This is a genomic window from Stakelama pacifica (assembly GCF_004361835.1).
Taxonomy (GTDB): Bacteria; Pseudomonadota; Alphaproteobacteria; order Sphingomonadales; family Sphingomonadaceae; genus Sphingomonas; species Sphingomonas pacifica.
This window is the reverse complement of sequence record NZ_SNWD01000002.1, coordinates 333,247-358,551: the sequence shown is the minus strand read 5'-3', so window position 1 is coordinate 358,551 and position 25,305 is coordinate 333,247. Positions and strand designations below refer to the sequence as shown.

General features: G+C 63.2%; 26 protein-coding genes. 11 read left to right on the top strand and 15 right to left on the bottom strand.

Translation table 11 applies throughout. From position 1 onward, the window contains the following. Nucleotides 1–4: 4 nt before the first annotated feature. A complete protein-coding gene (locus tag EV664_RS04825; protein ID WP_133494753.1) occupies nucleotides 5–934 on the bottom strand; it encodes an ABC transporter ATP-binding protein in 930 nt (309 codons plus the stop codon). Nucleotides 935–1,040: 106 nt separating this feature from the next. Between EV664_RS04825 and EV664_RS04820 the strand changes: the two genes are divergently transcribed. Both EV664_RS04820 and tldD read left to right on the top strand, forming a co-directional pair. Continuing rightward, nucleotides 1,041–1,289 (top strand): zinc-finger domain-containing protein, encoded by a 249-nt coding sequence (locus EV664_RS04820; RefSeq protein ID WP_133494540.1) that lies wholly within the window; start codon nucleotides 1,041–1,043, stop codon nucleotides 1,287–1,289. 59 nt (nucleotides 1,290–1,348) lie between these two features. After that, the gene (tldD, locus tag EV664_RS04815) at nucleotides 1,349–2,776 is read left to right on the top strand and encodes a metalloprotease TldD (protein ID WP_133494539.1); all 1,428 of its coding nucleotides are present in this window, start codon (nucleotides 1,349–1,351) and stop codon (nucleotides 2,774–2,776) included. A gap of 11 nt (nucleotides 2,777–2,787) precedes the next feature. Here the strand turns inward: tldD and EV664_RS04810 are convergent, their stop codons facing one another. Beyond that, nucleotides 2,788–3,084: a CcdB family protein gene (locus EV664_RS04810; protein ID WP_133494538.1), complete on the bottom strand. Its 297-nt coding sequence runs from the start codon at nucleotides 3,082–3,084 to the stop codon at nucleotides 2,788–2,790. Beyond that, nucleotides 3,084–3,335: a type II toxin-antitoxin system CcdA family antitoxin gene (locus EV664_RS04805; RefSeq protein ID WP_342353520.1), complete on the bottom strand. Its 252-nt coding sequence runs from the start codon at nucleotides 3,333–3,335 to the stop codon at nucleotides 3,084–3,086. Before EV664_RS04805 ends, EV664_RS04810 begins: the two co-directional genes overlap by 1 nt. A 40-nt stretch (nucleotides 3,336–3,375) precedes the next feature. Here EV664_RS04805 and EV664_RS04800 point away from each other — a divergent pair, with 40 nt between their 5' ends. The 4 genes from EV664_RS04800 (at nucleotide 3,376) to EV664_RS04785 (ending at nucleotide 5,981) form a co-directional block, all read left to right on the top strand. Then, the gene (locus EV664_RS04800) at nucleotides 3,376–3,927 is read left to right on the top strand and encodes a pyridoxamine 5'-phosphate oxidase family protein (protein WP_133494537.1); all 552 of its coding nucleotides are present in this window, start codon (nucleotides 3,376–3,378) and stop codon (nucleotides 3,925–3,927) included. Next, nucleotides 3,927–4,130: a putative signal transducing protein gene (locus EV664_RS04795; RefSeq protein WP_133494536.1), complete on the top strand. Its 204-nt coding sequence runs from the start codon at nucleotides 3,927–3,929 to the stop codon at nucleotides 4,128–4,130. Before EV664_RS04800 ends, EV664_RS04795 begins: the two co-directional genes overlap by 1 nt. 154 nt (nucleotides 4,131–4,284) lie before the next feature. Beyond that, nucleotides 4,285–4,623 (top strand): P-II family nitrogen regulator, encoded by a 339-nt coding sequence (locus EV664_RS04790; protein ID WP_133494535.1) that lies wholly within the window; start codon nucleotides 4,285–4,287, stop codon nucleotides 4,621–4,623. Between the two features lie 14 nt (nucleotides 4,624–4,637). Continuing rightward, the gene (locus EV664_RS04785) at nucleotides 4,638–5,981 is read left to right on the top strand and encodes an ammonium transporter (protein WP_133494751.1); all 1,344 of its coding nucleotides are present in this window, start codon (nucleotides 4,638–4,640) and stop codon (nucleotides 5,979–5,981) included. Nucleotides 5,982–6,202: 221 nt separating this feature from the next. Here EV664_RS04785 and EV664_RS04780 read toward each other — a convergent pair whose 3' ends face one another. The 3 genes from EV664_RS04780 to recQ are packed head-to-tail and all read right to left on the bottom strand — an operon-like array spanning nucleotide 6,203 to nucleotide 8,829. Next, nucleotides 6,203–6,595 carry a hypothetical protein gene (locus EV664_RS04780; RefSeq protein ID WP_133494534.1) on the bottom strand — a complete coding sequence of 131 codons (393 nt, stop codon included), beginning with the start codon at nucleotides 6,593–6,595 and terminating at the stop codon, nucleotides 6,203–6,205. Further along, on the bottom strand, nucleotides 6,592–7,026 hold the full coding sequence (locus EV664_RS04775; protein ID WP_133494533.1) for a protein tyrosine phosphatase family protein: 435 nt from the start codon (nucleotides 7,024–7,026) through the stop codon (nucleotides 6,592–6,594). Before EV664_RS04775 ends, EV664_RS04780 begins: the two co-directional genes overlap by 4 nt. A 39-nt stretch (nucleotides 7,027–7,065) precedes the next feature. Then, entirely contained in the window at nucleotides 7,066–8,829 is a 1,764-nt protein-coding gene (gene recQ / locus EV664_RS04770) for a DNA helicase RecQ (RefSeq protein ID WP_133494532.1), read from the bottom strand. Between the two features lie 133 nt (nucleotides 8,830–8,962). Here recQ and EV664_RS04765 point away from each other — a divergent pair, with 133 nt between their 5' ends. Next, on the top strand, nucleotides 8,963–9,622 hold the full coding sequence (locus EV664_RS04765; protein WP_133494531.1) for a hypothetical protein: 660 nt from the start codon (nucleotides 8,963–8,965) through the stop codon (nucleotides 9,620–9,622). A 66-nt stretch (nucleotides 9,623–9,688) separates the two neighbouring features. Here EV664_RS04765 and dcp read toward each other — a convergent pair whose 3' ends face one another. Next, entirely contained in the window at nucleotides 9,689–11,905 is a 2,217-nt protein-coding gene (dcp, locus tag EV664_RS04760) for a peptidyl-dipeptidase Dcp (protein WP_229668092.1), read from the bottom strand. Nucleotides 11,906–12,275: 370 nt separating this feature from the next. After that, complete coding sequence (locus EV664_RS04755; RefSeq protein ID WP_188656358.1) at nucleotides 12,276–14,090, bottom strand: ABCB family ABC transporter ATP-binding protein/permease; 1,815 nt, start codon at nucleotides 14,088–14,090, stop codon at nucleotides 12,276–12,278. Nucleotides 14,091–14,186: 96 nt separating this feature from the next. Between EV664_RS04755 and EV664_RS04750 the strand changes: the two genes are divergently transcribed. Beyond that, nucleotides 14,187–14,420 carry a hypothetical protein gene (locus EV664_RS04750; protein WP_133494530.1) on the top strand — a complete coding sequence of 78 codons (234 nt, stop codon included), beginning with the start codon at nucleotides 14,187–14,189 and terminating at the stop codon, nucleotides 14,418–14,420. Between the two features lie 84 nt (nucleotides 14,421–14,504). Next, a complete protein-coding gene (locus EV664_RS04745) occupies nucleotides 14,505–14,915 on the top strand; it encodes a hypothetical protein (RefSeq protein ID WP_133494529.1) in 411 nt (136 codons plus the stop codon). 21 nt (nucleotides 14,916–14,936) lie between these two features. Here EV664_RS04745 and EV664_RS04740 read toward each other — a convergent pair whose 3' ends face one another. The 6 genes from EV664_RS04740 to EV664_RS04715 form a co-directional block, all read right to left on the bottom strand. Next, nucleotides 14,937–15,902: a phytoene/squalene synthase family protein gene (locus tag EV664_RS04740; RefSeq protein WP_133494528.1), complete on the bottom strand. Its 966-nt coding sequence runs from the start codon at nucleotides 15,900–15,902 to the stop codon at nucleotides 14,937–14,939. After that, on the bottom strand, nucleotides 15,899–16,480 hold the full coding sequence (locus EV664_RS04735; RefSeq protein WP_133494527.1) for an LOG family protein: 582 nt from the start codon (nucleotides 16,478–16,480) through the stop codon (nucleotides 15,899–15,901). Before EV664_RS04735 ends, EV664_RS04740 begins: the two co-directional genes overlap by 4 nt. A gap of 116 nt (nucleotides 16,481–16,596) precedes the next feature. Beyond that, nucleotides 16,597–17,376, bottom strand: a complete 780-nt coding sequence (locus EV664_RS04730; protein ID WP_133494526.1) for an SDR family oxidoreductase — start codon at nucleotides 17,374–17,376, stop codon at nucleotides 16,597–16,599. A gap of 240 nt (nucleotides 17,377–17,616) precedes the next feature. After that, nucleotides 17,617–19,095, bottom strand: coding sequence for a phytoene desaturase (locus tag EV664_RS04725; protein WP_133494525.1), 1,479 nt, complete (start codon nucleotides 19,093–19,095; stop codon nucleotides 17,617–17,619). Then, nucleotides 19,092–20,255 (bottom strand): lycopene beta-cyclase CrtY, encoded by a 1,164-nt coding sequence (gene crtY / locus EV664_RS04720; protein ID WP_133494524.1) that lies wholly within the window; start codon nucleotides 20,253–20,255, stop codon nucleotides 19,092–19,094. The genes EV664_RS04725 and crtY overlap by 4 nt, the downstream gene beginning before the upstream one ends. A 135-nt stretch (nucleotides 20,256–20,390) precedes the next feature. After that, the gene (locus tag EV664_RS04715; protein WP_133494523.1) at nucleotides 20,391–21,347 is read right to left on the bottom strand and encodes a hypothetical protein; all 957 of its coding nucleotides are present in this window, start codon (nucleotides 21,345–21,347) and stop codon (nucleotides 20,391–20,393) included. A 118-nt stretch (nucleotides 21,348–21,465) separates the two neighbouring features. Between EV664_RS04715 and EV664_RS04710 the strand changes: the two genes are divergently transcribed. Beyond that, complete coding sequence (locus EV664_RS04710) at nucleotides 21,466–22,233, top strand: SDR family NAD(P)-dependent oxidoreductase (RefSeq protein ID WP_133494522.1); 768 nt, start codon at nucleotides 21,466–21,468, stop codon at nucleotides 22,231–22,233. A 512-nt stretch (nucleotides 22,234–22,745) separates the two neighbouring features. Here the strand turns inward: EV664_RS04710 and pip are convergent. Continuing rightward, a complete protein-coding gene (gene pip, locus EV664_RS04705; RefSeq protein WP_133494521.1) occupies nucleotides 22,746–23,699 on the bottom strand; it encodes a prolyl aminopeptidase in 954 nt (317 codons plus the stop codon). Nucleotides 23,700–23,856: 157 nt separating this feature from the next. Here pip and EV664_RS04700 point away from each other — a divergent pair, with 157 nt between their 5' ends. Then, a complete protein-coding gene (locus EV664_RS04700; RefSeq protein ID WP_133494748.1) occupies nucleotides 23,857–25,302 on the top strand; it encodes a S10 family peptidase in 1,446 nt (481 codons plus the stop codon). The last annotated feature ends 3 nt before the right edge of the window (nucleotides 25,303–25,305 follow it).

Below are 25,305 nucleotides of genomic sequence, written 5' to 3'. Positions count from 1 at the left end.
GCGGTTACGCCGCCTGCGTCGCCGCGCGGGTCAGGTTCAGGAAGACGTCTTCCAGATCGGGCTCGCGCGTCACGACATCGACAATTCCGTATCCGTCGCGCTGAATCGCGGAGAGGACTTCGCCCGCATTCACTTCGCTCTTGTCGAACCGCACCGATAGCGTGCGCTCATCTTTGCGCTCGATCTTCTGGAAGCAGCGATTGTCGGGCACTGTCGCGATGTCGCGATCGACCGTCACTTCGACCAGCTTTTCCTGCGCCCGTGCGATCAGCACGCGGGTAGGTTCGTTCGCGATCAGCTGCCCCTGATTGATGATCGCGATCCGGTCGCAAAGCTCTTCGGCCTCTTCCAGATAATGGGTCGTCAGCACCACGGTGACGCCCGAATCGTTGAGGCCGCGCACATATTCCCACAGCCGCTGGCGCAGCTCGATATCGACGCCAGCGGTCGGTTCGTCGAGTACCAGCACCGGCGGCGAATGGACCATCGCCTTGGCCACCATCAATCGCCGCTTCATGCCGCCCGAAAGCGTGCGCGAATAGGCGTTTGCCTTATCCTCCAGCCCCATGGCGCGAAGCAATTCCATTGAGCGGCGCTTCGCCTTTGGCACGCCATATAGCCCGCCCTGAATTTCCAGCGTTTCAAAGGGCGTGAAAAACGGATCGAAGGTAATTTCCTGATTCACGATGCCGATCGACCCGCGCGCATTGCGGGGGTGCGCGTCAATGTCGAAGCCCCAGATGCTCGCCGACCCGCCGGTTTTGTTCACCAGCCCGGCAAGAATGTTGATCAGCGTGGATTTGCCCGCGCCATTGGGGCCGAGCAGCCCGAAAATCTGCCCGCGCGGCACGTCGAACGTGACATCGTTCAGCGCTTGCTTGCCGCCTGCATAGGTCTTGCTCAGACCCTCGATCCTGATCGCCGCTTCGCTCATATCGGGGGAAATGCGCTCGCTGCGCTGCGGACGCAAGCATTGTCGCGCATAAAAGCTGCGCAACGGTGATTGCAGCGACGCCGAAGCGTTGCTATCGGATCGACCCATGATTGCTCCGCCTGAAACGATCAAGGTCACCACCCGCCGGGTTTCCTGCGACGGCGCCACCGATATTCCGGGCGGCGCGGCATTGGGGCATCCGCGCGTGTTTCTGGAAATCGACGAACATGGTTATGTCGATTGCGGCTATTGCGACCGGCGTTTCATCCTGATCGGCGGCCCTGCCGATGGCGTGGACCAGTCGCAGCTTCCCGACATCGCATCGGGTGCAAGCCCCTCGGGCGAAGCGGCCTGAACGCACGATAAGGGACATGCGGCGTTAGACTTGGCCGCAATCCTTCCTATATCGGGTGGATGACCACGACTATCGACCCGCGCGGCTTTCTGTATCGCGACTCGCTCGACCCCGAAACGGCAAAGCGCCTGACCGCCGATCTGCTGGGCAAAGCAGAGGATGGCGAGCTTTTCCTGCAATATCGCAAATCGGAAAGTTTCGTTTTCGATGACGGGCGGCTGACCAGCGCGTCGTACAATAATGATTCGGGGTTCGGCCTGCGCGCCGTGACGGGCGAGGTAAGCGCCTTCGCCCATGCCAATGAGCTTTCCGCCGATGCGATCCGGCGGGCGGGGGAGACTATGGCGCTGATCGATCCGGCGAAACAGGCAAAGGCACCGCCGCCACGCCACAATAACCGCCATCTTTATACCGATGCCGACCCGATCGACCTCGTCCCCTTCGCGGACAAGGTCAATCTTTGCCAGACGATCGACGCCGCAGCGCGTGCGCGCGATCCCCGCGTGGCGCAGGTGTCGGTGGGACTGATCGGTAGCTGGCAGGTGGTTGAGATCGTTCGCCCCGACGGGTTCGTCGCGACCGATATCCGCCCGCTCACCCGGCTCAACGTCAATATCGTCGTCGAATCGAACGGTCGGCGCGAAAGCGGCAGCTTCGGGCTCGGCGGGCGTGCGCTCTATGACAATCTGCTCAAACCGGAAACGTGGAACCGTGCGATCGACATGGCGCTGGCACAGGCGCTCACCAATCTCGAAGCGGTCGATGCGCCTGCGGGCGTGATGCCGGTGCTGCTCGGACCGGGGTGGTGCGGCGTGCTGCTCCACGAAGCGGTCGGGCACGGGCTGGAAGGCGATTTCAATCGCAAGGGCACCAGCGTGTTTTCCGGCCGGATCGGCGAACAGGTCGCGGCAAAAGGCGTCACCGTGGTCGATGACGGATCGATCCTCGACCGGCGCGGCTCGCTGTCGATCGATGACGAAGGCACGCCGACGCGCGAAAATGTGCTGATCGAGGATGGCGTGCTGAAAGGCTATATGCAGGACCGGATGAACGCCCGGCTGATGGGGGTCGAACCCACCGGCAATGGCCGCCGTCAGGGCTTCGAACATGCGCCGATGCCGCGCATGACCAACACCTTTATGCGCGCCGGTAACCACGATCCCGGCGAGTTGATGAGTCGGATGAAGAACGGCATCTATGCCAAGAGCTTCGGCGGCGGGCAGGTCGATATCGTGTCGGGCAAGTTCGTCTTTTCCTGCACCGAAGCCTATAAGGTCGAGAACGGCAAGATCGGCGCACCGATCAAGGGCGCGACGCTGATCGGCAACGGGCCGAAGGTGCTCAATCAGATCACCGGCATCGGCAACGATTTCGCGCTCGACGAAGGCATCGGCATGTGCGGCAAGGGCGGCCAGTCGATTCCGGCAGGCGTGGGTCAGCCAACGCTGCTGGTCGAAGGTCTGACGGTCGGCGGCACGGCGGTATAGCCCGCGCCGCTTCAGAAGCCTGAGATCAGCATGTCGAGCGCGCCGGTGATGCGAATATAATCATCGGCGAGCGAGCCAAGGCTTGCCTCGATCTCGCGCGCCATCACCGCGCCCGCGAACTGGGTGACCATCACCCAGTCCTCGCCTTCGATCGCAAAAACGGGATTGAGCCGCTCACGGCGCGGCGGCGAATCATCGGGACGCCGCAACGGCACGACGAATCGCGTATTGATCCCCTGCAGCAGGTCGCTCTGACAATCCACGGCAAGCGCGCCGCCGTTCAGGCGCACCACATCGAACTGCGCCATCAGAACATGCGAAATTCGGCGAGGGGGAGGCCGTTCTTTTCAACCCATGCGTTGTTCGCAGCGATCCATTCGCGATTCTCCTCGCGCCACTTCGCTTCGCGTTCCTTCTTCGCGGCATCGCGCAGCGCCGCCTCGCATATCTGGCTGAGGTTCAGCCCCGCCTCGCGCGCAGCCGCCACCACGCCGGTGTCGAGCGACAGGTTGACGGCTTTGCGCTTGCCAGATCGAAGGGCATCGTGCTTCATACGCATAAGCTATGCGCATAGGCGGCAACCGTCAACGGAGCGGCAAATGGCCGAGTTTTTCGAATCGATCACGAACGACCATCGCGCCTTCATCGCGAAACAGCCGCTATTCTTCGTCGCGACCGCTGCCGATGCGGCCCGGATCAACCTCAGCCCCAAGGGGATGGACTGTTTCCGCGTGCTGGACGATTCCACCGTCGCCTATCTCGATGTCGGCGGGTCGGGGAACGAGACCAATGCGCATCTTGCCGCCGACGGGCGCATCACCATTCTGTTCTGCGCCTTCGAAAATCCGGCACTGATCCTGCGTTTGTACGGCCGGGGCCGGGCCGTGCTGCCGCAGGACGCAGAATGGGAGGAACTAATCGGGCATTTCACCCCATTGCCGGGAACGCGGCAGATTTTCGTGATCGCCGTCGAAACGCTGCAAACGAGCTGCGGCTGGGGCGTTCCGATCATGCGCTTCGAGCGGGAGCGGCAGACGCTTTCCAAATATCATTCGGGCGTCAGCGATAGCGAGCGGCTCGAAAAATGGGCCGCGCGGACGAGCAGCATCGACGGCCTCCCCGTCCGCGTGCCGAGCCAGGCGCCCGCCTGATGGCATTGGTCGAAATCGGCCGGTTCAACCGGTTCGAGGCGCATATCCTCGAAGGACGGCTGAAATCCGAAGGCATTCCCTGCTTCGCTTTTGATGCCGAGGCGAGCATCGCGGACGGCAGCGCCTTCCTGATCCCGGTGCGGGTGATGGTCGATGAAAGCGATGCGGAGGCAGCGCGCAGGATCATCGACGACGCTGCCTGATTTTTAGGCAGTCGTACGCCGCCCTGCCCATATTTTTACACTTCGGTAACAATTTGCTGCACCGCAAGGCGCGTGGGCGGGTGCTTTCGTACTTGGCACGCCCCTTGCTGCTGTTCCTCCCGCAAGTTTCTTTCTGAAGAGGGAAGGGGGGCAAATGAAACTGGTCATCGCCATCATCAAGCCGTTCAAGCTTGATGACGTGCGCGAAGCGCTGACGGAAGTCGGCGTGACGGGCATGACGGTCAGCGAGGTAAAGGGGTTCGGTCGGCAAAAGGGCCAGACCGAAATCTATCGCGGCGCCGAATACAGCACCAATATGGTGCCCAAGATCAAGATCGAGGTGGTGTGCGCCACCGATATCGCCAGCCGGGTAGTGGAGGCGATTCAGGCCTCGGCCAACACCAATGCGATCGGCGATGGCAAGATCTTCGTCCTCGATGTCGGACAGGCGGTTCGCATCCGCACCGGCGAAACCGATCAGAGCGCATTGTGAGCGAGGGGGGCATGATGAAATTTGGAACCAGAACCGTCGGCGCGATCGGCGCGGCCGGCATTTCGCTGTTCGCGGCGCTTCCCGCATGGGCGCAGGATACCGCGCTTCAGGCACCGGAAACGGCGGCCGCACCCGTGGTCCATCCCGGCGACAATGCGTGGATGATGACCTCCACTTTGCTCGTGCTGATGATGATCCTGCCCGGCCTTGCGCTATTCTATGGCGGTCTGACCCGGTCGAAGAACATGCTGTCGACCATGACGCAGATCGGCGGCGTTGCGTGTCTAGCGATGCTGCTCTGGGTCATGTACGGCTATGGCCTCGCCTTTGGGCCGGAAGGCAATGACTTTATCAGCTGGGGCAAATTCTTCCTGTCGGGCGTCACCCCGGCCAGCCTTGCCGACACCTTTTCGGACGACAAGATTTCCGAATATGTCTTCATCAGCTTCCAGATGACCTTTGCCGCGATCACGGTCGCGCTGGTCCTGGGCGCGCTGGTCGAGCGGATGAAGTTCTCGGCGGTGATGGTGTTCGCTGCAGTGTGGCTGACCATCGCATATTTTCCGATCGCGCATATGGTCTGGGCGGGCAGCGGCCTGTTGTTCAAGGCGGGCGCGCTCGACTTCGCGGGCGGCACCGTGGTGCATATCAATGCCGGCGTGTCGGCGCTCGTCGCGAGCTTCTTCCTCGGCAAACGGCGCGGCTATCCGACCGAGCCGATGCCGCCGCATTCGCTCACCCTCACCATGGTCGGCACCGGCCTGCTCTGGGTGGGCTGGTTCGGCTTCAACGCCGGTTCGGCGCTTCAGGCGGACGGATCGGCCGGTCTTGCGATGATCAACACGTTCGTCGCTACCGCATCGGCCGGATTGTTCTGGATGCTGACCGAACGCGTGATGGGGCATAAGGGATCGGCGCTCGGCTGGTGTTCGGGCATCATCGCCGGGCTGGTCGCGGTCACCCCTGCGGCGGGCAATTCCGGGCCGTTCGGCGCGATCATTCTCGGCGCGGTCGCCTCGGTCGTCTGCTTCTTCTTCGTCTCGGTAGTGAAGCCGAAGCTCGGTTATGACGACTCGCTCGATGCGTTCGGCATTCACGGCATTGGCGGGATGATCGGCGCGATGGGCACCGGCATCGTCTATCAGCCCGGCCTGGGCGGTCCCGGTGACGGTTCGGTCGGCATGGGCGCGCAGCTCGGCATTCAGCTGTACGCAGTCATCGTCGCGATTGTCTGGGCAGCGGTCGGCACCGTGATCGCCATCCTCGTTGCCAAGGCGCTTACCGGCCTGCGCGTCAGCCAGGAGGTCGAGCAGGAAGGGCTCGACCTCGGCGAACATGGCGAGCGCGCCTACAACTGATCCACGCTTCCGGGGCGGCGGTGCCGCCCCGATACAGAGTTCCTCCTGCGGACCACTGGGCCGGCCTCGTGCCGGCCCTTTTTTGTGTGTGGGTAAGCGCCGATTGCAGACTGATACCAGAGAGCGATGAGAATGACTCATCGCTCTCTGGTTAAGCCCGCGCGGCGCCTGAGCGAAGCCAAAGCGCGATGCGTAAGCATCTATGCGCTTTGGTATGAGCGTCAGCGCCGGGACTGCAGCATCCGGGTCAGGTCGCGCGCCGCGCGCTCGCTGTCGAGCCGCACCACGCAGGGGCCGTACAGCGCTTCTTCCAGACCCACCGAAACCACGGTCAGGTCGCGGCGAAACGGCGGTGCATCGCCCAGCCGCTGGGCAACGAAATGCGCACCGTGCAGTTTGACGAACGCAACGCCTTTGGGGCCGAACAGCAGCGCACTTTCGCCGACACTGTCGCGCACCACCTGTTCGCAGGGAAAGTCGGGAAGCAATTGCTGCGCGATCCGGCGCACCCCTGCCTCATCATCCAGCGCGGCATGGCCGAGCTTCCAGAGGCGGACAAGGCCGGCAAGCGCAAGGATCGCGACAAACGACCCGATCAGCGCCCACCAGCTCATGCGCCGGCGGAGAGCGACTCCAGCAAAGGCCGGATCGAGGAAAGATCATATCCGGCACCGGCGGCTTTCGCGACGATCGCATCGGGATCGCCGCCCGCCTTCGCGCTTGCCAGCGCCCAGAGATTGGCCGAGCGCGTGCCCGACCGGCAATAGGCCAGCACCGGCCCGGTCGCTGCGTCCAGCATCTCACGCATCGCGTCGATCTGCGCATGGCTGAACCCGGCATGGGTCACCGGAATCGCGCTATATCCAAGCCCAAGCGTCTGCGCCGCCGCAGCGATCGCGTCGCCGTCAGGCTGGCCCGCATCCTCGCCATCGGGGCGGTTGTTGATGATCGCGGTAAAGCCTTCGCCCGCAATTTCGCCGAGATCGGCAGGGTCGATTTGCGGAGCGACAGAGATTGTCTCGTCAATGCGTCGGATATCAGCCATGGCCATGCTGTACCGCGCCCGCTTCCTCCCGCCAAGTCCTCAGGCTGCGTCGCGGATGACCGCCAGAAACGCATCGCCATAGGCATCGAGCTTTTTCGCGCCCACCCCGCTGATCTCCCCCATCGCCGACAAGGTGGACGGGCGGATCAGCGCCATGTCGCGCAACACCGCGTCATGAAAGATGACATAAGGCGGCAGCCCCATCTCCTTGGCCAGATCGCGGCGGCACGTGCGCAGCGCCTCGAACAGCGGATTGCCGATCGGATTGGGCGTCGCCGCCGCTCCCCGCCGCCCTTTGCGCCGGGCAGGGGGCAGCACCAGTTCGACCCGCGCCTCGCCCTTCAGGATCGGTTTCGCGCCGGGGCCGAATTCCAGCCCGCCATGCGGATTGGCGCGCAGCGCGTCGCGCAGCAGCAATGCGCGGTGCACCGGCTTGATCAGCGCAGTCTCCTCGCCCGAGACGATGCCCCAAACCGAGAGCTTCTCATGCCCGTTGGTCATGCTGCGCTCGGTCGAACGGCCAAGCAGCACTTCTTCGATATAGCCCGCCCCGAACATCTGCCCGGTGCGGAATACGGCGGACAGGAATTTCTGCGCCGTCACGCTCGCATCGAGCGCCTTGGGCGGGTTCAGGCAATTGTCGCAATTGCCGCAGCGTTCGGGCGGGGTCTCCCCGAAATGGCGCAGCAGGATGGCGCGCCTGCACCCCGCCGTTTCGACCAGCGCGCCCAATGCGGTAAGCCGCGCCCGCTCACCCGCCTGCCGCCCCGGTTCTACTTCGCCGATCCGCTGGCGCGCCCGCGCGAAATCATCGGCGCCCCAGAACAGATGCGCCACCGCCGGGTCGCCGTCGCGGCCCGCGCGGCCGGTCTCCTGATAATAAGCCTCGATTGATTTGGGGATACCCGCATGCGCGACGAAGCGGACATCGGGCTTGTCGATACCCATGCCGAACGCGACCGTGGCGCAGATCACCATATCCTCGCTCGCCACGAAATCGGCCTGATTGCGCGCGCGCACCGGTGCGTCCAGCCCGGCATGGTACGCGCGGGTGGGGCGTCCGGTCTTGGCCAGCGCTTCGGCCAGCCGCTCGGTCTGTGCCCGCGTCTGGGCATAGACGATGCCGGGCCCCGGATTTTCGGCGATAAAGTCCGAAAGCTGCCGCGTCATATTGCCGCGCGGCGAAATGGCGTAGCGGATATTGGGCCGGTCGAACCCGGCGACGATCAGCCCGTCGGACGCGATGCCGAGCTGCTCGAGAATATCGGCGCGGGTATGCGCATCGGCGGTCGCGGTCAGCGCGAGGCGCGGCACATCGGCGAAACTGTCGAGCAACGGGCGCAGCAGCCGGTAATCGGGGCGGAAATCATGCCCCCATTCGGACACGCAATGCGCCTCATCGATCGCGAACAGCGCGATTTTCGCCTGACTCAACAGCTCACGAAAATGCGAGGAGGAGGCGCGCTCCGGCGCGACATAGAGCAGGTCGAGCTCACCGCCGCGAAAGCGCGCGATCGTCTCCGCCCGATTGTCATCGGCGGAGGTCAGCGTCGCGGCACGGATGCCCACCGCTTCGGCCGCGCGCAGCTGATCGTGCATCAGCGCGATCAGCGGGGAGATGACCACGCACGTCCCCTCCAGCACCACCGAAGGCAGCTGATAGCAAAGCGACTTGCCCGCGCCGGTCGGCATCACGGCCAGCGTGTTCTGCCGGTTCAGCACGCGTGCGACGACATCGCCCTGCACGCCGCGAAAACCGGGAAAGCCGAAAACCTTGCGAAGAATGTCGGTGGGCTGGTTCACGGTGTCGCTCTATCGCGGAGCAGGCGGGCAGGGGCAAGGGGCGCATGAGGAAACTCAGGACACATCCCTATCGTTAAACGCCTTCATCCGCCGTAAGGCCGGTGATCCAGCGATAATCGTGGAGCGAAATTCGATGCGTATTCCCCTTGCCCTTGCCGGGCTCACCCTGCTTGCCGCGTGCGGATCGGGGCAGACTGACAAGGATGACGCCGACGGCACCGGCAATATGACGGTCGAACTGCCCGCCGGGCCGGTGCCTGACGCGACCCCGACCGCTGCCCCCGCCAATGACAGCGCGCAGAACGATGCGGATGGCGTGGCGAACGGCCGCGCGCTGCTTCCCACCGGCTGGGGGCCGCTCAGGATCGGGATGAGCAAGGCGGCGGTGACCGACGCGCTCGGCCCCGACGTCAATCCGGGGGATGCGAACGGCCCTGATCCGGATCAGTGCGAAATCTATCGGCCGGAAGGGGCGCCGGTGGGCATGATGGTGATGCTGATCGACGGGCGGCTGGCGCGGATCACCCTGTCGCGCGGATCGGATGTGAAGACCAGCGCGGGAATCGGGGTTGGGGCGACCGCCGCCGCGGTGCGCGCGGCGTATGGCGCACGGGTCAAATCCAGCCCGCATGCCTATCTCGATTCGCCGGGCGAATATCTGACGCTCTGGTCGACGGGTGGCCCGCAAAGCCCATCGGGCCGCGGCATCCGCTTCGAAATCGACCGCGACGGGCGGGTGCAGTTCATCCATGCCGGCGGCCCGGCAATCGAATATGTCGAGGGCTGCGCCTGATAGCAGGCACAGCCCCCAAAGTCTGAAAGAAGGGCGGGAGCTGTTCCCGCGCCCTTTGTCGTTCGCTTACCGGTCGATCGGTTCGCCCGCCGGCTGCTGCGCCGGGCCGTCGGCGGTCGGTGCGGCTGTGTCGGCATCGGCATGCCCGGTCAGGCCGCGCGCCTTCAGCATCGGGCCGATCTCCGGGTCCTTGCCGTAAAAGGCGCGGAACATCGGGCCGTAATCCATGGTATGACCCTTTGACAGGATCATGTCGCGGAAACGCTGACCATTTTCGCGGGTCATGCCGCCATGGTTTTCGAACCAGTCATACGCGTCGTCGTCGAGCATTTCGGTCCACAGATAGGCATAATAGCCGCTGGCATAGCCGTTCGACCAGATATGCTGGAAATAGCTCGACCGATAACGCGGCGGTACGTCGCGGATATCCAGCCCCATGCTGGCGAGCGTCTTCGCTTCGAACGTATCGACATTCTGACGCGGTGCGGTGGCGGGAAGCGCGTGCCAGGCAAGGTCGAGCTTCGCCGCCGCAAGCAGTTCGCCCAGCGCATAGCCCTGATTGAAGGTCGCTGCCTTTTTGATCTTGGCGACCAGCGCATCCGGGATCGGTTCGCCCGTCTTGTAATTCACCGCATAGTTTTTGAGCACCTTGGGTTCCAGCGCCCAATGTTCGTTGAACTGCGAGGGGAATTCGACAAAGTCGCGCGCGGTCGACGTGCCCGAAATCGACGGATAGGTCTGATCCGCGAACAGGCCGTGCAGCGCATGGCCGAATTCGTGGAACATCGTCGTCACATCGTCAAAGCTGATCAGCGCGGGCTGGCCCGGCGCTGGCTTGGTGAAGTTGCAGACATTATAGATGACCGGCTTGGTGCCGAGCAGATGCGACTGATCGACGAAATTCGACATCCATGCGCCGCCCGATTTATTGTCGCGCTTGAAATAGTCGAAATACATCAGACCCAGCGGCGACCCGTCGGCGTCGATCACTTCGAACACGCGAACGTCGGGCTGATAGACCGGAATATCCTTCCGCTCCTTGAACGTCAGGCCGTACATCTGATTGGCGGCATAGAATACGCCGTCTTCGAGCACCTTGTTCAGTTCGAAATACGGCTTCACCTGATCTTCATCGAGGTCGTATTTCGCCTTGCGCACCTTTTCGGCGTACATGTCCCAATCCCAGGGTTCGAGCTTGAAGTCCTTGCCCGACTTCTCGATCATCGCCTGAATATCGGCAGCTTCGGCCCGTTCGCGTGCCGCCGTGGCGGGAACCAGCTTGGCCATGAAGGTATCGACCGTTGCCGGGTTCTTCGCCATCTGATCGTCCAGCACATAGGCCGAATAGCTGTCAAAGCCGAGCAGCTTCGCCTTTTGTGCGCGCAGCAGCGCGAGCTGCGAAATCGTGTCGCGCGTGTCGTTGGCGTCGCCGCGTTCGGCGCGCGTCCAGCTGTTTTCGAACAATGCCTTGCGCGTCGCACGATCGGTCAGCGTCTGCAGCAGCGGCTGCTGCGTCGTATTCTGCAGCGTCAGGGCATATTTGCCGTCCAGCCCGCGATCCTTCGCCGCCTGTGCTGCCGCAGCGATCTGGTCGTCGGAAAGTCCGGCCAGCTCTTCCTTCGTGTCGACGATCAGCGCACCGTCCTTGGTCGCGGCAAGCAGCTTTTGCTGGAACGCGGTCTGAAGCGACGCGATTTCCTTGTTCATCTCCTTCAGCTTCGCCTTGTCGGCGGGCGAAAGCTGCGCCCCGGCATGCACGAAATTGTCGTGATACACTTTCAGCAGCATCGCCTGTTCGGGATTGAGGTTCAGCGAATCGCGCTGCTTGTACAACGTGTCGACCCGCCGGAAGAGCTTGTCGTTCATATAGATCGCATCGCTGTGCGCGGTCAGTTCGGGCGCGACCTCGGTCTGCACCTTTTGCAGCGCATCATTGCTGTTCGCCGATACGATGTTGAAAAACGTGTTCGTCGCGCGGGTCAGCAAGCGACCCGATTTTTCCATCGCGACGATCGTATTGTCGAATGTCGGTGCCGCTTTGTTGTTCGCGATTCCTTCGATCTCGGCGAGATGCTGCTTCATGCCTTCGCGGATCGCGGGCAGATAATCACTGTCTTTGATCAGGTTGAACTGCGGCGCCTGAAACGGCAGCTGGCTTTTGGTCAGCAGCGGGTTGGCGCGGTTCTGATCGGCCTGGGGGGCGGCATTGGCGGTCATCGGGGTCATCGCGCTGGTGGTGAGGGCTAGCATGGCTGCGGCGGCAATTGGCGAGAGGCGCATCATATCTCCTGTTATCAACGGCCCGACGGCTGGCGGCGGGCGCAAGGCGCGAATATTCCTATGCGCCTGCTTTAGCGGAGATTCCATAGCAGGATAAAGCTGTCACTGCGCTGAAGGCCCCCGCCGCGCAGCACGACGGGGGGCCTTGATCCCGCAAGGGCCGCACGAGGGGGGCGGCCTTACTGTTCGGGTGCGTCGCGGATTGATACTGCCCGGGCGCAAAACGCGACCCGGGCAGATATAGCGGGCATCCTCCTGCGGGCTGATTCTCAACCGGATCAGCCTCACGGCAATCATATGGCAGCGATTTGCGGTTAAGGGAAACGAAATTTCCAGTTGCTGCGCAAAAATTGTCCCAAAATAACGTTCTCAGTCACTGCGCTGCCATTTTTTCCTCGCGTTCGGCCTGCTGGCGTGTCCACATTTCGGCATACAGGCCGCGCCGGCGCAGCAATTCGGCATGCGTGCCGCGCTCGGCGATTCGCCCGGAATCGAGCACCACGATCTGATCGGCATGAACGATGGTGGAGAGGCGATGCGCGATCACGATCGTCGTGCGCCCGCGTTCGATTCGTTCCAGCGTCGCCTGAATTTCCGCCTCGGTCCGGCTGTCGAGCGCGCTGGTCGCCTCATCGAGGATCAGGATCGGCGGGTCTTTCAGCAGCGTCCGGGCAATCGCCACGCGCTGCTTCTCCCCGCCAGACAGCTTCAAGCCGCGCTCACCCACACGCGTGTCATAGCCGTCGGGCAGGCGTTCGATGAAATCGGCAATTGCCGCGCCGCGCGCCGCTGCATGAATGTCCTCCTTCGTCGCGCCCGCTTTGCCATACGCGATATTGTATCCGATCGTGTCGTTGAACAGCACCGTATCCTGCGGCACGATGCCGATCGCTGAGCGCAGGCTTTGCTGCGTCACCTGCGCAATATCCTGCCCGTCCATGGTGATGCGCCCGCCGGTCACGTCGTAAAAGCGGAACAGCAGCCGGGCGAGCGTCGATTTGCCCGCGCCCGACGGCCCGACCACCGCCACCGTCGATCCCGGCGCGACGTCGAGCGTGATCCCTTTCAATATCTCGCGCTCGTCATAGGCGAAGCGGACATCCTCGAGCCGGACATGCCCCTTTGCGATGGTCAGCGGCTTTGCATCGGGCACGTCGGTCACATCGGCGGGCGTATCGATCAGGTCGAACATCGCGCCCATATCGATCACCCCCTGCCGCACGGTGCGATACACCATGCCGAGCAGGTCGAGCGGGCGGAAAAGCTGCGACAACAGCGTCGAAACCAGCACGACATCGCCCGGCGTAAACCGCCCCGCCGCCCAGCCGTAAACGATGATCGCCATCCCGCCGCCCAGCATCGCATTGGTGATCAGCGACTGCGCGACGTTCAGCAGCGCAAGGCTGTTCTCGCTCTTCACCGCCGCTTCGGCATAGGCGTTGACCGCGCGGTCATAACGCTGTGCTTCGCGGCCTTCAGCGTTGAAATATTTGACCGTTTCGAAATTCAGCAGCGAATCGACCGCATGCGCGACCGCGCCGGTGTCGAGATCGTTCATCTGCTCGCGCAGCTTCGTCCGCCAGTCGGTGATGATCCGCGTCGTGGCGATATAGACGACCACCATCACCAGTGTCGCCGCGACAAGCCACAGGCCGAAGCGTGTCCAGAAAATGCCGATGACCAGCGCGAGTTCGAGCACCGTCGGCGCGATATTGAACAGCAGGAAATACAGCATCGTGTCGATGCTCTTGGTCCCGCGTTCGACCACGCGCGTCACTGCGCCGGTGCGCCGTTCCAGATGGAAGCGCAGCGACAACTGGTGGAGATGGCGGAAGACATTGGCGGACAGCCGCCGGGTAGCCTCCTGTCCCACACGCTCGAACACCACATTGCGCAGATTGTCGAACAGGACGGTGCCGAACCGCGCCAGCGCATAGCCGAGCACCAGCAGCACGACCAGCGTCACCCCGTCGCGCGTGCCCGTGGCCATGCGGTCGACCGCACCCTGCAGCGCGAAGGGAGCGCCATAGACCTGCAACAGCTTCGACGCGATGACCAGCAGCATCGCCCCGCAAATGCGCACCTTCAGCGCGCGCGAATCGGCGGGCCAGAGATAGGGCAGGAAGCGGCGGATCGTGGGCAGCAGCGGTCGTTCGACCGCGCCCGGCGTGCTGGAAATCGGAGGCATGACGGCTCTCTATCTGGGCGCTGCGACGAACGGAAGCAATGCGCGCGACGGAACTTAACGCGGTGCGAGGATTTCCTCTTGACAGGAGGCTGATACATGGAACCGCTCACTTTCGTCATTGCCCTGATGGGCTGCGCCGATTCAGGCGCTGTGTGCCGGCAGCAGCGGGTCGAAGCTCATCATTATGCCAGTGCCGCCCAGTGCGAGGCGGCGATTCCCGCCGCGCTGTATCGTAATACCGATATCGATTATCCGGTGATCGAAGCGCGCTGTCGCCAGACCAGCCAGCGCTGGGCCGATGCCGACGGCAACCGCAATAATCGCGGCTGACCGCCCGGCTTTCCCGCAAAAAATCTGATCGCGCCCTCGCATCGTGCTACACCGTCCGGCCAGGGGTCGGGGCGAGGGGAAAGCATGCGGAAAATTCTGGGCATATTGATCGGCATCGCGATCGGTTTTCTAATCACGATCCTGCTTGAATCGATCGCGCATCTGCTGTTTCCGCTCGCTCCGGGCACGGACCCGGGTTCGCCCGACCTGTTCGATCATGTGCCGGTGCCTGCAAAGATCATGGTGCTTCTCGCATGGTTTTTCGGCGCGGCTGCCGGATGCTATATGGGGCAGCGGATCGGCGGCTGGCTGTGGTCGGGCTGGATCACCGTCGCGATCCTGCTGATCGCGGGGCTTTCCGCAACCTTCATGATCCCGCACCCCTTATGGATGCAAATCTGCGCGGTGGCGGTGCCGATCCTCGGCGGGCTGATTGCCGACCGCCTTCCCGGCGGCAGGGTCAGGCGGAGTGCTCAGACTCTCCGTTCGCGCTGAGCCTGTCGAAGCGCCGTCCGTCTATCCGTTCGCTACATCGCGGCGCGGCGTCCACAATTGCGGATCGCGCGGACGCTGCGCGATCCTCCCGCGATTCATCGCCTCGCCGAACGCCCGCGCTACCGATGCCAGCTTCTCAGCCCTGGACGTGCTGATCCGATGGTCCCATGCATGTTCGCCCGCCGCCGCCACCTTGCGCGCGATCCCGCCATAGATATGCGCCGCCGACAGCACTGCCCATGCCGAGCGGAAGGGCAGTTTCGCAGCCCCGACCCGCGCGCTCGCCTCATAGCGTTCCGCCATGCGTGCCAGCCGCCGGGCGAGCACCGCCAGACGCTGCCGGTTCCACGGTTTGAAATGATCGCCCGGTGCCATGTCCATCTCGACCAGCCATTCGATCGGCAGATAGCAGCGCCCGACCCGGCCATCCTCCTCGATATCGCGCGCGATATTGGCGAGCTGAAAGGCAAGGCCAAGGTCGCAGGCACGCGCCAGCGTGGCCTCATCCTCCGGATCGACGCCCATCACCACCGCCATCATCTCGCCCACCACGCCCGCGACATGATAGCAATAGGTGAGGAGGTCCGCCTCGGTCCGGGGACGCCAGTCGCGCGCGTCGAGCGCGAACCCTTCGATCAGGTCGTTTGCCATGCGATGCGGCAGGTGCGTTTCGGCGGCAACGATGCGCAGCGCATCGAAGGCAGGATCGCCCACCACTTCGCCCGCCAGCGCTTTTGCGGTCGCGTCTCGGATCAGCGCGAGGCGCGCCGGACCGTCCTCGACCCGCTCCATGCCATGGCCCAGCTCCTGCCCGTCGGCGATATCGTCGCACGCCCGGCACCATGCATAGAGCAGCCATGCCCGTTCGCGCGTCCGGCGATCGAAGAGCCTGCTCGCCGCGGCAAAGCTCTTCGACCCCTTTGCGATCGTTTCCCCCGCCGTTGCGACGATGGCTTCACGCGTGGGAAGGGCGGCGTGGTCGCTCACAGGTCGGCGCGCGTCATCCGCACGATCGGCACCGCCGGTTCGTGGGACGCCATCTTGTCCAGCAGCCCCTCGAGCGTGTCATCGACGATCAGCAATTGCTGATGCTGCGGGCGCAGAAACCCGACCTCGCCCATCTTCGCGACAAATGCGATCAGATGGTCGTAATAGCCCGCAATGTTGAGCAGGCCGACCGGATCGGTGTGATAGCCAAGCTGTGCCCAGCTCATCGCCTCCCACAATTCGTCCATCGTGCCGGTCCCGCCGGGGATGGTGACGAAGCCGTCCGAAAGCTCGGTAAAGCGTGCCTTTCGCTCGTGCATCGTCTCGACGACATGCAGTTCGGTCAGCCCCTGATGCGCGACCTCCGCATTGACCAGCGCCTGCGGGATGATGCCGATCACCTCGCCCCCGGCGGCCAGCGCGCTGTCGGCGACCGCGCCCATCAGGCCGAGCTTTCCACCGCCATACACGACGCCGATCCCCCGCTTGGCAAGCGAGCGCCCGACATGGCGTGCAGCTTCGATATAAACGGGATCGGCGGGCGTGGCGGAGCCACAATATACGGCAAGGCGCTTCATCGGATTTCCATTCAGGCAGGGCAGCGCGCCCCGCTTCTTTAAAGTGCGACCGGCTTTAGGAAAAGCGCCCCGCCGCCACAAGCGCGACGATGCGAGGCCTCACCCCGGCCCCGCATTCAGCCGGGAGAGGCGGCGGACCCGGCAAGCAGGCCGCCGTCGATATTCACTTCCGTGCCGGTAACATAGGTCGCTTCGTCGGAGGCAAGCATAAGCGCAATGGCAGCCACCTCGTCGGGCATCCCGAACCGCTTGAGCGGCGTGTCTGCGACGAGCGCCTGCATCCGGGCGTCCCGGTCGGGGCCAGTGCCCAGCATCGGTTCCCAGATCGGGGTGAGGATCGCGGCAGGGTGGATCGAGTTGCATCGTATCTTCCAACCCTGCTGCGCGCAGTACAGTGCGACGCTCTTGCTATGGTTGCGGATCGCTGCCTTTGAGGAGGCATAGGCCGCCGCGCCGGGGATGCCGACCAGCCCGGATCGCGATGATATGTTGATGATCGACCCCGTTCCCTTGCCCTTCATCGCGCCGATCGCATAGCGACAGCCGAGAAAGGTGCCGTCGAGATTGACGCGATGAACCTCGCGCCAGTCCGCAAGGCTGGCATGTTCGGGGTCATGCGGTGTCATGCCCGCCTCAAAGCCGGTGATGCCGGCATTGTTGACCACCACATCGGCCATCGGAACGAGCGTGCTCAGCCGGGCCCAGTCGCTTTCCTCGCGCACGTCGAGCGGTTCGAACCGACACCCGATCTCGGCAGCAGCGTCCGCCCCTGCTGCTTCGTCCAGATCGGTGAGGATGACGATCGCACCTTCGTCATGGAAGCAGGCTGCAATGGCGCGCCCGATACCACGCGCCGCGCCGGTGATGACACACGTCTTGTTCTTCAATCGGTGCATGATGTTCTCGAAATCAGAAGTCCAGTCGGCGGATCACTCCGCAGCCATATGCTTTTCCGCTTTAGCGGTGACGCTGGATCATTTCGAAAACTCCCGGAAAACCCGGTCATCGTACAGAATTGGGACCGGAACCGCAATTCTCCATAGCCGTGTCTTTCCGGGCCGGAGCGCGGGTTCAGCGTGCGGCCCCAACCTGCCATTCCGCCATTGTGCAGGTCGCGACAGCCTGTCGGGCAGGCCCTATTCCCCCCGCTCCAGCATCAGTGCGGCGGTCGCCTTGGCGCTTCCCACAACGCCCGGAATCCCTGCGCCGGGATGCGTGCCCGCACCCACCAGATACAGGTTCGGGATATTGGAGTCGCGATTATGCCCGCGGAAATAGGCGCTTTGGGTGAGGATCGGCTCCAGCGAAAAGGCGCTGCCCATATGTGCGTTCAGGTCATGGGCGAAATCGGTCGGCGCATAGCTGAACTTCGTCACGATCCGCTCATGAATATCGGGGATCAGCCGCCGCCCGACCTCGTCCAGGATGCGCTTTTCCAGGATCGGTGCGACATCGTCCCAATTGGCCGGGAACTTGCCCATATGCGGCACCGGGGCGAGCGCATAAAAGGTCGAACAGCCTTCGGGTGCCATCGCCGGATCGGTCGCGGTCGGATGGTGGAGATAGAGCGAGAAATCTTCGCTCAGCACACCATGATCGTAGATGTCGGACAGCAGCCCCTTATAGCGCGGCCCGAACAGGATCATATGGTGCGGAATGCCGGGCCAGCGGCCCTTCACGCCGAAATGCACGACGAACAGCGAAGGCGAAAAGCGTTTCTTTTCCAGCGATTTCAGCGTGCGCTGCGCGCTGCGCGACGTCTTCAGCAGGTCGCGATAGCTGTGCACGATATCGGCGTTCGACGCGACCGCATCGACATCGAGATGCAGCCCGCTTTTCGCCGTAACCCCGGTCACCCGGTCGCCCATCGTCACGATTTCTTCGACCGGATCGCCAAGGCGCAGCGTGCCGCCCAGCCGTTCGAACAGCGCGACCATGCCCTTGACGAGCTGGTTGGTGCCGCCTTGCGCGAACCACACTCCCCCGTCGCGCTCCAGCTTGTGGATCAGCGCATAGATGGCGCTGGTCGTCATCGGATTGCCGCCGACCAGCAGCGTGTGAAAGCTCAGCGCCTGTCGCAGCTTCTCATTCTTCACGAACTTCGAAACCATCGAATAGACTGACCGCCATGCCTGATATTTGGCAAGCGCGGGCGCTGCCTTGATCATCGAGGCGAAGTCGAGAAACGCGACATGGCCGAGCTTTTCATAGCCTTCGCGATAGACACCGGCGGAATATTCCAGAAACTGGCGATAGCCCTGAATATCGGCCGGATCGAGCGCGCCGATCTCGCGCATCAGGATGTCGTCGTTATTGGTGTAATCGAAATTGGTGCCGTCGGGCCAGTTCAGCCGGTAAAAGGGCTGGATCGGCACCAGCTTCACGTCGCGCTCCATCGCGTCGCCCGACAATTCCCACAATTCGCGCAAGGATTCGGGCGCGGTGATGACCGTCGGCCCGGCATCGAAGGTAAAGCCGTCGCGCTCCCAATAATATGCGCGCCCGCCGGGCTTGTCGCGCGCTTCGAGGATCGTGGTATCGACGCCCGCCGATTGCAGCCGGATGGCAAGCGCCAGCCCGCCGAACCCCGACCCGATCACTGCTGCGCTTCTCATCGCTTCGTCCCCAAAATCGCCTCAATCGCCCGGCCGATCGGCACGGGCGGCTTGCCCGTCAGGACCCGTCCCTGATCGAGCAAGGTCGCTTCGCCGGCATAGAAGCGGGCAATCAGCCCCGCGTCCAGCCGATAGAAGCGTTCGAGGATGCGATAGCGTGCCTCAGGCTCGGATGCACGAAACAACATCTTGGTGAGCATCCGGTAAAATCCGCGCGCTTTCCACGTCTGGCGCGCCAGCCCGTGGAGCAGATCGTGCAGCGCGGTGCCTGAAAGGTCGCTTTGCCGCGCGACCAGCGCTGCGCTGCGCACCGCATCGGGCAGCGAATAGCCGGTGAGCGGGTGGAACAATCCGCCGCGCATCCCCGCCTTGGCGATACGATTGCCGCCGCTTTTCCAATAGGCTTCGAAATCGCCGCTCATCACCACGGGCAGCGCACCCGCCTCTGCCCGAAGCACACGGTCCCATCCCCAGCCGCGTGCGCGCGCATAGGCTTCGATCCGCCCGCGCAACGCCGCCCGGTCGATATCGGGCGTGTCCGAATAATAGGTGTCCTCGATAAACATCCGCGTCGCGGCAAAGGGCAGGCAATAGACGAAGCGATAGCCGTCGATCTGCTCGACCTGCGCATCCATGACGATCGGCCGGGCAAGGTCATGCGCATCGGCAAGGTCGAATTCCATGCCGACAAATTTCTGCCACCCGCAATCGAGCAGCCCCAGATCGCCCGCGCCCCGGCAATCGATGACGCCCTTCGCCTCGATCCGCTCGCCCTCGCCCAGCACGACCGCGCGCGCGCTCGCGCCCAGCACATGGGCCTGAGTAATGAGCTCATGCGGGGCAAGCGTCGCGCGCACCACCGTGTCCAGCCGCTCGCTCTCGATCGAATAATAATTCTGTTTCAACCCCCGCGAATGCGCCGGGAAATGCACGTCATAGCCGGTCCAGCCATAGCTGATCAGCGGGGCGATCAGCCACCGGTCATCCTGCGCAATATCGCCGGAGAAAAAGGACCAGATATGATTCCCGCCGATACGGGCAGTAGATTCGATCAGGCGAAGGGAGATGTCCGGACGACGCTTTTTGAGCGCCAGCGCAATCAGCGCGCCGGAAAGCCCCCCGCCAACGATCGCGACATCACAGGATAGGCGTTCGGGCATGGGGACAAGCGCCTAGACCAAGCGATTGGGTATCGAAAGCCCCGTCAATCGCAATTTTGCTGTCCGGCACCGCTTCTTGCGCCGAACCGTGTATCCCCGCCCATGATGTGATTGATCATCAGTGGGGCCACCGGATCAGGAGCCGTCCGCATCTTCCTGGCTGCGTTCCGGAATACCGGACAGATGCTCCAGTTTCTCCCTTATACGTCGACGCTGTATATTGGTGATGTTGGTTGAAGCATAATAGCGGATGGTGGTGGAATATAAGGCGCGCAGGTAATTCAGATCGACCGGCATCAATCCTGCCGGCGCCGTGTCGCCGTCATGTTGGTACAGCGAGAGAATGGAACCGTCAGGAAAGTCTCCGTCCATCAACGGGTTGGCAAGGGCCACCATCGCGCAATAGTCGCTGAGCTGACGCAGATTGACCGGACCCTGGCTTTTGCCGTCGACCAGTATCTGCATCCGACGAAAATATCGCTGACGCGGGGGATTCAGCCGGGACGCTGACGTTTGCGGCATTGCGCTGATGTCCTGCGATTGCATTTCGCCTGCGATCGGGACAATCGGATTGAACCAGCTCGTATTGGCGAACCACCGCACCGGCCGGGCTTCGCGAAGCATCGCCTTAACTCTGCGCAGGTCCAGTATCCCGCTGCTCAGATCGAAACCGAGGCGCGGAAAGCGTCTGAGCAACTCTGCTGTCAGTTCGTCCGCGTCGCTGGACACGGTGATGACAACCGAGGGGTCGCATCCATCCGTGCGCACCGGGGGCGCTCCCGCAGCTTTCGCGATAGCCGAGATTCGCTGGACCATATATTCAGATTGTTTGGGAGCAGGACCCTCAACCTTTAAACAAATTGAAACGCCCCATCGGGGCACCTGCTCGCCCACATAATTTCCTGAAGCTTCGTGAATATAGGAACGCAGGGCCTTTGGCGTCATCCCGGTAACGATGATGTCCTGATCCGACCGTTGCGGCTGTTGTGACGATGGGACAGTGGAATCACCAGAAGGTGAAGAAGCGGGCGGCACTGTCTGAGGCGCAGACAGCGCTAGCGAGGCTAAAGCCAGAAGATCGGCTACCCACATGAACCTAGCATGTGCCTAAAAACCCCGACGCGCAACAGCAACTTGTCTGAATCGTTCGGAAATTCATCCATCGTGGCGCGTTTCGGGTTCATCTGTGTTTGCAGGGGAAACAACAGCAATGAAAACCGCCATCGTTACCGGCGGCGCTCAGGGGATCGGGCGCGGCATTGTCGATCATATGCTGGGCGAGGGCTGGCGCGTTGCCGCGCTTGATCTGGATGGCGAGGCGCTCGCCGATCTTGCCGATGTCTATCGCGGGCAGCCGCTGCTGCCACAGGGCTGCGATGTCGGGGATGAGGATTCGGTCGCCGCTGCGTTCGATGCGATTCGTGCCTGGCAGGAAGCGGCCGGGGAGGCGGGGATCAACCTGCTCGCCAGCAATGCGGGGATCGCGAACCCGGATACCGGCCCGGTCGAAAAACTGTCGCTCGCCGACTGGCGCAAATGGCAGGATGCGCATCTCACCGGCGCGTTCCTGATGACCCGCGCTGCTGTGCCGCTGCTCCGCCAGCGCAAGGGTTCGATTGTGTTCACCGCGTCGACCCGCGCCATCCAGTCCGAACCGAACAGCGAAGCCTATGCCGCAGCAAAGGGCGGGCTGCTCGCGCTCACCCATGCCCTCGCCATCAGTCTTGGCCCCGATATCCGGGTGAATGCCGTGCTGCCCGGCTGGATCGAAACCGGGCCCTGGCAAAAGCCTTCAGCGCGCAGCCGGCCCGACCATCGCGATATCGACCGCGATCAGCATCCGGTCGGCCGTATCGGCGTGCCGGAAGATATCGCCGCCACCGTCGCCTTCCTCGCGAGCGAAGGCGCAGGCTTCATCACCGGCCAGCATATCGCCGTTGATGGCGGCATGACGAAGAAGATGATCTACGCGCATTGAGGCTCGCTGACGGCGGTTTTCCTCTCTCGTCACCGGGACTTTGTGCGGGGGGCACGGTGCCGCGCGAATGTCGGCACGTTCGCCCGGCGAGCGATATGCTGGTTGCAGAGAGCTTGCCTCGCCTGCCTCCTCCGTCATGCCGGACCTGTTCCGGCATCTACCGCTCGGCGGGAGCAACGGCCCGAGGCTGAGGCGGCACCGTGGATGCCGGGACAGGCCCGGCATGACGATCATGATGTATCTCGCGGCATGCGCTTCGGACGGTACCGTCACCCAAATTACGCCGTCACCCCGGACCTGATCCGGGGGCCAGTGCGGCAGGCGCGCCATGCCTTGTTTCTGCGGTGCGGCAGACACCGTTGCGGAGGATCAGCGTCGCATGCCCCCATCATGCCGGACCTGTTCCGGCATCTACGGCTCGGCGGGAGCAACCGCCCGAGGCTCAGGCGGCACGGTGGATGCCGGGACAAGCCCGGCATGACGGGCGTAAGCGCAACGCCAAGATATGGCCCTCACCCCCCCGCAAAGCGATCGGTCGCCGCGATCAGCGCGTCCAGTATCCCCGGCTCGCTATAGGCATGGCCCGCGCCCTCGATCAGCACCAGCTCACTTCCCTGCCAGCGCGCATGCAGGTCGAACGCGGTGCGCGCGGGGCAGGGCATGTCATAGCGGCCATGGACGATCACCCCCGAAATCCCGTTCAGCTTCGGCGCATCGCGCAGCAACTGCCCCTCTTCCAGCCAGCCTTTGTTATAAAAGAAATGATTCTCGATTCTCGCAAAGGCGAGCGCGAAATGCCCGTCATGAAACTGGTCCGACGTGCCCGGTTCGGGGAGCAGGGTGATCGTCTCGCCTTCCCAGATCGACCAGGCCTTTGCCGCTTCCAGCTTCGCTTCCTCATCGTCGCCGGTCAGCAGCCGGTGATAGGCGGTAATCATATCGCCGCGATCTTCGGGCGCGATGGGCGCTAAAAAGCGTTCGAACTTTTCGGGGAACATCTCGCTCACCCCGAACTGATAATACCAGTCCATCTCACGGCGAGTGAGCGTATAGATGCCGCGCAGCACCAGCTCGCTGACGCGGGCAGGATGCGTCTCGGCATAAGCAAGCGCCAGCGTCGATCCCCATGATCCGCCGAATACCTGCCATTTTTCCACCCCCGCCATTGCGCGCAGCCGCTCGATATCATCGACCAGATGCCAGGTCGTATTCGCTTCCAGCGAGGCATGGGGCGTCGAACGCCCGCACCCGCGCTGGTCGAACAGCATCACGTCATAGCGCGCGGGGTCGAACAATTGCCGATGCGCGGGCGAGGACCCGCCACCCGGTCCGCCATGCAGGAACACCGCCGGTTTCGCGCCCGGCGTGCCGACCCGCTCCCAATAGACGCGATGGCCGTCGCCCACATCCAGCATGCCGCTGTCATAGGGGTCGATGGGCGGATAGGGGGTGCGAAAGCTGGTCATGCCTCGATCCTATCGCGGGGAGCGGGCAGGGTCGAGCGTCAAAGACGCTATTGCGCAGCGTCCGGCAGCGGCTTAGGCTGATGTTTCACTATATCATCGGGGACATTTCTTGCATTTCAAGCCGCTGATCGCCGCGCTCGCCTGCGCAACGCTCGCCATGCCCGCCTTTGCGCAGGACAAGCCGCAAACCGCAGCCGAAAAGGGTGCCGACGACAGCAACCAGTTCCCGCCGCTTCCCGACGATAAAAGCGTCGATCAGACCGTTCAGATCGCGGGCCGCACCATCCGGTACAAGGCGACCGTGGGCACCATTCCGGTGCGCGATGACAAGGGCAACGAAATCGGTCAGGTCGTCTATACCGCCTATACCGTGCCCGGCGGCGGGGCGGATCGCCCGGTAACCTTTGCATTCAATGGCGGCCCCGGTGCATCGTCGGTCTATCTCAATATGGGCGCGATCGGGCCGAAGCGCGTACCCTTTGGCGATCAGGGCGATTCTCCGTCCGATGCCCCGGTGACGACCGATAACCCGAACAGCTGGCTCGATTTCACCGATCTGGTGTTCATCGATCCGATCGGCACCGGATTTTCGCGCAGCCTTGTCGATCCCGATGAAACCAAGAAGCATTTCTACGCCAACGATCCCGATATCGAATATCTGTCGAAAGTCGTTTTCGACTGGCTGGTAAAAGAGGAGCGACTGCGTTCGCCCAAATATCTCGTCGGGGAAAGCTATGGCGGCTATCGCGTGCCGCGTATCGCCCACGAACTGCAATCGCAGATCGGTGTCGGCGTGAACGGCATGGTGCTGGTTTCGCCCTATCTCGACCCGGCATCGGGCGCGGGTTCGACTGCCTTGTCGCCGCTTCCCTGGATGGTCGATCTGCCCTCGATGGCCGCTGCGCATCTGGAACGCGAAGGGCGGCTGACACCCGAAGCCATGGCGCAGGTGGAGGCCTATACGCGCGGTCAGTTCGCCACCGACCTGCTGCAGGGGCGGTCGGATCCGGCAGCGGTTGCCCGGCTGGTCGATCGCGTCACTGAGCTGACCGGTCTCGACCGCAATCTGGTCGCAAAAATGGGCGGCCGCGTCGATGCGGGCACCTATCTTCGCGAAGTGCACCGCGCAGAGGGAAAGATCGGCAGCGTGTATGACAGCAATGTCACTGGCTTCGATCCCTTTCCTTGGGCGGCGCAGCAGCAGTCGAACGACCCGCTGCTCGAAACGCTGATCGCGCCGACGACCAGCGCGATGGTCGATTTCGTGACGCGCGTTGTGGGGTGGAAGACGACCGCCCGCTATCATGCGCTTTCCTATGCGGTGAATCAGGCATGGGATCGCGGCCAGCCCGATGACGCCCCGGTGCAGGATTTGCGGAAAGCGATCGCCAACGACCCGAAAATGGCAGTGATGATCGCGCATGGCTGGGACGATCTGTCCTGCCCCTTCTTCGCCTCGCGCCTGATCGTCGATCAGATGCCCAGCTTTGGCATGGCGCAGCGGGTGAAGCTCGACGTCTATCCCGGCGGCCACATGTTCTATTCCCGCCCCGACAGCGGCGCGCGTTTCCGCGCCGATGCAAAGGCACTGTACGGGCGCTGATTG